The sequence below is a fragment of the Actinomycetospora flava genome, from assembly GCF_037400335.1.
Lineage (GTDB): Bacteria > Actinomycetota > Actinomycetes > Mycobacteriales > Pseudonocardiaceae > Actinomycetospora > Actinomycetospora flava.
Window position 1 is genome coordinate 20,490 of sequence record NZ_JBBEGM010000027.1, and the last position, 7,301, is coordinate 27,790.

Here is a 7,301-nt window from a genome sequence, read left to right on the forward strand (position 1 = left end):
TCAGCGCGGGTCGAGGTCGACGTCCGGCGGCGGGCCGTCGTCGCGGTCCGGGTCGGCGTCCCCGCCGTCGTCGCCGTCGTGCGCCGGCGCGGTCCCCGGCGGCGGCTCCGGGTCGCCCTCGGGCGCGCGCTGCTCCTCGGGCACGGCGGCGACGAGCGCGCGCAGGCCGGCGGCGTCGAGCAGGTCGTCGGGGGTCTTCGTCTCGTCGAACCGCACGTAGTGCAGCGCCGCCCGGACCTTCTCGATCGGGACCCCGGACAGCGACGACCACGCCAGCCGGTACGCCGCGAGCTGCACCGCGAGCGCCGGGAGCGCATCCTCGCGCGGGAGGTTGCCGGTCTTCCAGTCGACGACGGTGGCGCCCCCGTCGGCATCGGCGAACACCGCGTCGATGCGGCCGCGCACCAGCGTGCCGGCGACCTCGGTCTCGAACGGCACCTCGACCGCCACCGGCGTGCGGTTCGCCCACCGGCTCGCGGTGAACCGTTCGCGCAGCTCCACGGCGTCCGCGGCACCGGCGGGGTCGGCGGCGGCGTCGGCGTCCTCGTCGGCGGCGCCGGGCAGCTCGTCGAACTCCAGCAGCTCGGTGGCCGAGAACCAGCGCTCCAGCCAGGCGTGGAACTCGGTGCCGCGCCGGGCGCGCGGGTCGGGAGGGCGCGGCACGGGGCGGCGGAGCCGGCGGGCCAGCGCCCCCGGGTCGGCGGCGAGGTCGACGAGCTGGCTGACCGAGAGCTGCGGGGGCAGCAGCACGCGCGCGTGCCGGTCGCGGGCGGCGGCGCGCTCGGCGAGCAGCACCTCGATGTCGGCGGCCCAGCCTTCGGGGTCGTCGGTCGTCTCGTCCTGCTGCACCCCCCGGGCGGCCCGGACCAGCGCCGCACCCTCGTCGACCGCCGCCCGCCGCGTCCCGAGGGGGTCGAGCGGCCAGACCGCCTCGTGCACGGCCGCGGCCATGGGGTTGGGCTCACCCTCCTCCGGCGCCTCGACCCAGCTGTCGACGACCCCGCCACGCCCGGCCGCGACCAGCTCCCCCACCTCGCCGAGCAGCTCCGACGGCCCGCGCGGGGTGTCGCCGGTGTCGCCCCACCAGTGCCCGGAGACGAGCAGCGCCCGCTCGGAGCGGGTGAGCGCCACGTAGAACAGGCGCCGCTCCTCGACCAGTCGGCGGTCGTCGAAGGCGCGCTCGTGGGCGTCGAGCCGCTCCTGGATCTCCTTGCGGTCCTCGGCCCCGTCGAGGTCGAGCTCGGGGAGGTCGGGCCGGTCGCCGCGCAGGTGCGCCGGCAGCGAGGCCACCGACGTCAGCCACGACCCGGAGCGCTTGGCCGCCGGGAACACCTTGTCGACGACGTGCGGCAGGGCCACCAGCTCCCACTCGAGGCCCTTGGCCGCGTGGACCGTGAGCACCTGCACCCGCGTGCCGCCCGTCGCGGGGTCGGCAGCGGACACGGGGTCGACCTCGCCGGGCGTCAGGCCGTCCTCGGCGTCCTCGGCCGCGTCGAGGTAGGCGAGCAGCGCGGTGACCGTCGCCGTGCCGCCCGAGGCCACCGCGCCCGTGCCGAAGTCGGCGACGACCTCGGCGAACGCGTCGAGGTGCGCGCGCCCGGTCGGCCCCGGGCGTGCCGCGGTCTCGACGTCGAGCAGGAGCACGCGCTCCACGTCGGCGACGAGGTCGACCAGCGGCGCGGTGACCCGGCGGCGCAGCATGCTCAGCTCGTGGGCGAGGTGGCGGATCCGCTCGTACCCCGCGGCCGAGTAGCGCGCCGGCGGGCCGGGGTCGTCGAGGGCGTCGACCAGCCCGGCCCGCTCGGCGTGCTCGCCGGGCAGGGCGGCGGCGACGGGGTCGGGCACCGCGTCGCTCACGGTGGCGGGGTGGTCGGCGGGCGCCGCCAGCTCGCGCGCGCGGCGCCAGAGGGCGGCGAGGTCGGCGCCGCCGATGCGCCAGCGCGCGCCGGTGAGCAGCCGGACCGCGGCGCCGCCGGCGAGCGGGTCGACGACCAGGCGCAGGGCCGACACGACGTCGCGGACCTCGGGCTCGTCGAGCAGCCCGCCCAGCCCGACGACCTCGACGGGCAGGTCGCGGGCGCGCAGCGCGGCGGCGAGCGCGCTCATGTCCGCACGGCGGCGGACCAGCACGGCGGAGGTCGGCGGCTCGGTTCCCGCGTCGGCGGCGGCGCGCCAGCGGTCGGCGATCGCGTCGGCGACCCACGCGCGCTCGACCTCGACGTCGGTGTGCAGCGCGACCCGCACGTCGCCCGCGGGCGCCCCGGGTCGGGGTCGCAGCTCGTCCACGGGGACGCCGGAGGCGCGCAGGGGCTCCGCGATGCCGTTGGCGAGCGCGAGGACCTCCGGCGGGTTGCGGAAGCTGGTCAGCAGGCCGTGGCGGGCGGCCGCGACCCACTCGCCCGTGGCGTCGGCGCGCGGGAAGTCGGTGACGAAGCGCGGCAGGTTGGCCGCGCTGGCGCCGCGCCAGCCGTAGATCGACTGGAAGGGGTCGCCGACCGCGGTGACGGTGGTGTCCTCCTCGCCGGCGAACAGCGAGCGCAGCAGGACGCGCTGGGCGTGCCCGGTGTCCTGGTACTCGTCGAGCAGCACCGCGCAGAACGCCTCCCGCTCGGCGGCGCCGACCTCCTCGTGGCCCTCGGCGAGGCGCGCGGCGGCGGCCATCTGGTCGGCGAAGTCGAGGCAGCGCTCGGCGCGCTTGCGTGCGGCCAGCTCCTCGACCAGGGGCAGCAGGGCGGCGCGGAAGCGCTGGGCGGCGACCTTGCCGGCCAGGGCCTGGGACAGGGCGGCTCGCTGACCCTTGGCCGGCTTGGCGTCCTCCACGGCGCGGGCGAAGCGCTCGGCGTGGACGCGCAGGACCTCGGGGTCGGCGAGGTGCTCGCCGAGCTCGCCCGCCAGGGCCTGGACCAGCGCGGTGACGGTGGCGGGCACGCGGTCGGTGTCGAGGTCGGCGGCCCAGGTGGAGACGATGCGGTGGGCGAGCTGCCAGGAGGCGGTGGGCGAGAGCAGGCGCGCGCCGGGGTCGACGGGCAGGCGCAGGCCGTGCACGGTGAGCAGGCGGCCCGCGTAGGCGTGGTAGGTCGAGATCGTCGGCTCGCCCGCGCGGGCGGCGAGACGGCGGTCGCCGCTGGGGTCGAGCTCGTCGAGCAGCGTGGACGCCCCGAGGACGCGCAGCCGGCGCCGCACCCGGTCGGCGAGCTGCCCGGCGGCCTTGCGCGTGAAGGTCAGGCCCAGCACCTGTTCGGGGCGCACCAGGCCGTTGGCGACGAGCCACACCACGCGCGCGGCCATCGTCTCGGTCTTGCCCGAGCCCGCCCCGGCGGTGACCAGCGCGGGCTCCCACCGCGCGCCGATCACGGCGGCCTGCTCCTCGGTGGGGCGGCGCAGGCCGAGGCGTTCGGCGAGCTCGACGGGGTCGATCACGTCGGTGGGCGCGATCGTCGTCACGGCACCTGCCTCCCCGAGACATGCACCGGGCAGGCCGTGCGCACCGGGCAGCGCGGGCACGCGTCGTTCTCGCGCCCGACGAACAGCGGGCCCTCGGTGGCGCGGGCGGCGGCCCCGACGTGCTCGCGCCACTGCGCCAGCCCCTCGTCGTCGAGGGGCTCCTGTGCGCGCTCCTTGGCCGGGGTGCCGGCCCGGGACAGGTAGACCAGGCGGGCGCCGCCGGGCGTCGTGCGCGCGGCGGTGCCGTCGGGGCCGGCGAGGGTCTCGGCGAACGCGCCGAGCGCGGTGGCGAGCTGGTAGACCGCGAGCTGCGGGTGGGCCTCCGCGTCGGCCTTGGAGATCGGCGTCTTGCCCGTCTTGACGTCGATGATCACCGGGCGGCCGTGGGGGTCGATCTCGAGACGGTCGACCCGCCCGCGCACCCGCACGCCCTCGGCCACCGTGACCTCGAGCTCGCGCTCGACCGCCGCCTCGGTGAGCTGGGCGCGCGTCTGGTCCCGCCAGGTCAGGAAGCTCGCGAGCATGCGCCGGGTGTTGGCGAGCTCGCGCCGCGAGAACCACGGTGCGCCCGCGTCGACCGAGGCCCACGCGACGTCGAGGGCCTCCTCGAGCTCGCGGGCCCCGGCGCCCTCGGCCGCGCGCTGGACGAGGGCGTGGACGAGCGAGCCGGTGACCGACGCGAGCGTGTCGCCGTCGTCGCCGCCGTGGGTCTGCAGCGCCCAGCGCAGCGGGCACGTCAGGATCGTCTCGACGGCGCTGGGGCTGACCGCGACGGGGCCGGGCGGGCGCAGCGGGGCCTCGGTGGACGGGGCGAGCAGGCCGTACCACTCGTCGGGGTCGGCACCCGGCACGCCGGCGTCCGCGAGGCGGGCGAGGCCGGCGGCGGCCCGTTCTCGCTGTGCCGGGGCGGCGTCGGGGTCGGTGACGGCGCGGCGCAGCTCGCCGACCAGCTCGGCGAGCACCAGCGCGCGGCCGGGGCGGCTGCGGGGCCTCGTCGCCTCCGCGGGGTCCTCGCTGGGCGGGCCGCCGTCGACGTCGTCGAGGAAGCGCGAGGGCGTGATGTCCTCGGCCTCGACGGCGCTGACGTGCACCGCGCACCGTGCCCGCGACAGCGCCACCGCGAAGAGCCGGCGCTCCTCGGCGAGCAGGGGCGCCTGCCCGGAGACCGCGGGGTCGTCGGGGATGCCGGCGAGGACGTCGACGAGCCGCTCGACGCCGAGCAGGGTGCCGCGGCGCCGCAGGTCCGGCCAGACGCCCTCCTGCACGTCGGGGACGACCACGACGTCCCACTCGCGGCCCCGCGAGGCGTGGGCGGTGAGCAGTGCGACGGCCTCGCCGTCGGGGGCGCGGGGGGCCAGGGTGTCGGCACGGATGCGCTGGTCGTCGGCCTGGGCGACGAAGCCGGCGACGGTGCCGCCGGGCAGGTCCTCGACGAAGCGGGCGGCGCGTTCGACGAGGGCGACGACGGCGTCGAGGTCGCGGTCGGCCTGCGCGCCGGTGACCCCGCCGCGCTCGCTGGCCGCGACCCAGCGCCGCTGCAGGCCGCTGCGGTCCCACACGGCCCACAGCACGTCGGGGACGGAAGCGCCCTGCTGGATGGCTCCTGCGGCGGCCGCGAGGAGCCCGCCGACACGCTCGAGCGGCGCGGCCTCCGACGGGCTGAGCAGCGCGAGGGGGTTGAGCTCCTGGTGCACGTGGTCGAGCAGGGCGTCGACGATGAGGGCGTCGCTCGGGGTGTCGGCCGCGCCGCCGCCGGCCTCGTGGCGGCGGAGCAGCCCGCGGCGCAGGCGGCGCACGGCCAGCGGGTCGGCGCCGCCGAGCGGGGAGGCGAGGAGGGTGAGCGCGGTGTCGGCGTCGAGGCGCTGAGGGTCGGCGGCGCAGCGCAGGACGGTGAGCAGCGGGGCGACGGCGGGCAGCGCCGCGAGCGGGGTGTCGTCGGCGGGCACGGCGAGCGGCACGCCGGCGGCGAGCAGGGCGCGGCGCAGGGGCGGCAGGGAGCCGGAGACGCTGCGCACGAGCACCGCCATCCGCGACCACGGCACACCGTCGGTGAGGTGGGCGCGGCGCAGCCGGTCCGCGACCGCGGCGGCCTGGCGCCCCGCGGTGGCGTAGACGTCGACGGTGACGCGGCCGGGGTCGTCGTCGTCCTCGGTTGCTGGTGCGCGTCGCGTGCGGCCCGGGCCGGCACCGGGCAGGGCGGCGACGACCCGGGCGACGGCGTCGCGCAGCGCGGGGCGGCTGCGGTGGTCGACGGGCAGGACGACGGTGGCGAGCCCGCCCGGGTCGGCGTCGCGCAGCAGCGCCGGGTCGGCGCCGCGGAAGCCGAGCACCGAGGAGTCGGGGTCACCCGCGAGCAGCCAGTCGTCGGCGGCGGCGCCCAGGGCGCGCGCGAGCTCGATCTGCTGGGGGTCCATGTCCTGGACGTCGTCGACCACGAGGTGGCGGACCGCGGCGCGCTCGGCCTCGAGGAGGTCGGGGTCGGTGACGAAGGCGTCGAGCACGGCGGCGACGAGCTCGGCGGCGTCGAGCGGTGGCGCGCTGGCCAGGGGGTTGGCGGAGCCCGCGGCCGCGCGCAGCAGCGTGACCTCCTCGTACGTGCGGTAGAAGCGCCCGGCGGCGATCCAGGCGGGCACGCCGTGGCGCTTGCCGAGGTCGGCGAGCTCGCGGGGTCCGAGGCCCCGCTCGGCGGCCCGGAGGAGGAGATCGCGCACCTCGCCGGCGAAGGCGGGCGCCTCGAGGGCGGGCTGCATCCGGAGCGGCCAGCCCGACGGCACCCCGGCGCCTGCGACCTCGCCGGCGAGCAGCTCGCGCACCATCGCGTCCTGCTGGGCGCCGGGGAGCAGGCGCGGCGGTGCCTCGCCCCGGCGCTCGGCGTGGCGGCGCAGGACGGCGAAGGCGTAGGAGTGCACGCTGCGCACGAGGGGCTCGGCGACGGCGCTCGCGGGTCGGTCGGTGTCGTCGAGGGCTCGTCTCCGTGCCGCGATGCGCTCGCGGAGGGAGGCGGCGGCCCGCCGGTCGCCGACGAGCACGAGCGGGCGCGCGTCGGGCTCGGCGTGGAGCAGGCGCGCCACCCGCTCGGCGAGCAGCGTCGTCTTGCCCGTCCCCGGCCCACCGAGCACGCGCAGGAAGCCCGCGTCGTGCTCGAGGACCCGCCGCGCGGCGTCGTCGAGCGCCAGCTCGCCCGGCACCCACGCCGCGGCGCGCCGGAGCTCGGGCACGCGCTCAGCGCTCGTCGGGAGGCTCACGGTCACCACTCCACCACGTCCCCCCGACAAGGGCGTGGAGGGTGCCCGCCGGGACCGGGATCGGCGCACCGCCGGTGCGAGCGATGCGGCATCGCTGGCGTCTGACGCCAGGATCGCCACATGCTCACCGCGCCGACACGCCGGTGGCGGCGTGGTCAGGGGTGTTCCAGCCTGGCGGCTCAGGCGGCACGAAGCGAAGCGGGAGCTGCCGCGCCGGAGGCCGGACACTGACGTTGAACGGTAGGAAAGCCACCACGATCACGTGGTCCCGGCTCCCGTGCCGCGAGCGGCTCGTGCTGGACTCGACGTCGTGGACGAGGCCCGGCACGAGCGGATCCGCGCGGCGGTCGCGGCGATCCCGGAAGGTCAGGTGGCGACGTACGGCGACGTCGCGGCCGAGGCCGGCGAGCGATCCGCGCGCCTGGTCGGGCGGGTGCTGCGCGAGGACGGGGCCGACCTCCCGTGGCACCGCGTCCTGCGCGCTGACGGCTCCAGCGCCCCGCAGATCCTCGACGAGCAGCACGCCCGTCTCCGCGGGGAAGGCGTCGAGATCCGTGACGGGAAGGTCGTGCTCGCCCATCACCGCGCCGCGAGCGGGTGGCTTTCCTGACT

At 78.3% G+C, this 7,301-nt stretch carries 3 protein-coding genes; 1 reads left to right on the forward strand and 2 read right to left on the reverse strand.

Annotated elements, in window-relative coordinates:
* Positions 1-3,444: an ATP-dependent helicase gene (locus WCD58_RS33170; protein ID WP_337707417.1), complete on the reverse strand. Its 3,444-nt coding sequence runs from the start codon at positions 3,442-3,444 to the stop codon at positions 1-3.
* Positions 3,441-6,698 carry an ATP-dependent helicase gene (locus WCD58_RS33175; RefSeq protein ID WP_373696325.1) on the reverse strand — a complete coding sequence of 1,086 codons (3,258 nt, stop codon included), beginning with the start codon at positions 6,696-6,698 and terminating at the stop codon, positions 3,441-3,443. The genes WCD58_RS33170 and WCD58_RS33175 overlap by 4 nt, the downstream gene beginning before the upstream one ends.
* Before the next feature lie 301 nt (positions 6,699-6,999).
* Between WCD58_RS33175 and WCD58_RS33180 the strand changes: the two genes are divergently transcribed.
* Positions 7,000-7,299, forward strand: coding sequence for an MGMT family protein (locus WCD58_RS33180; protein WP_337707419.1), 300 nt, complete (start codon positions 7,000-7,002; stop codon positions 7,297-7,299).
* Positions 7,300-7,301: the final 2 nt, after the last annotated feature.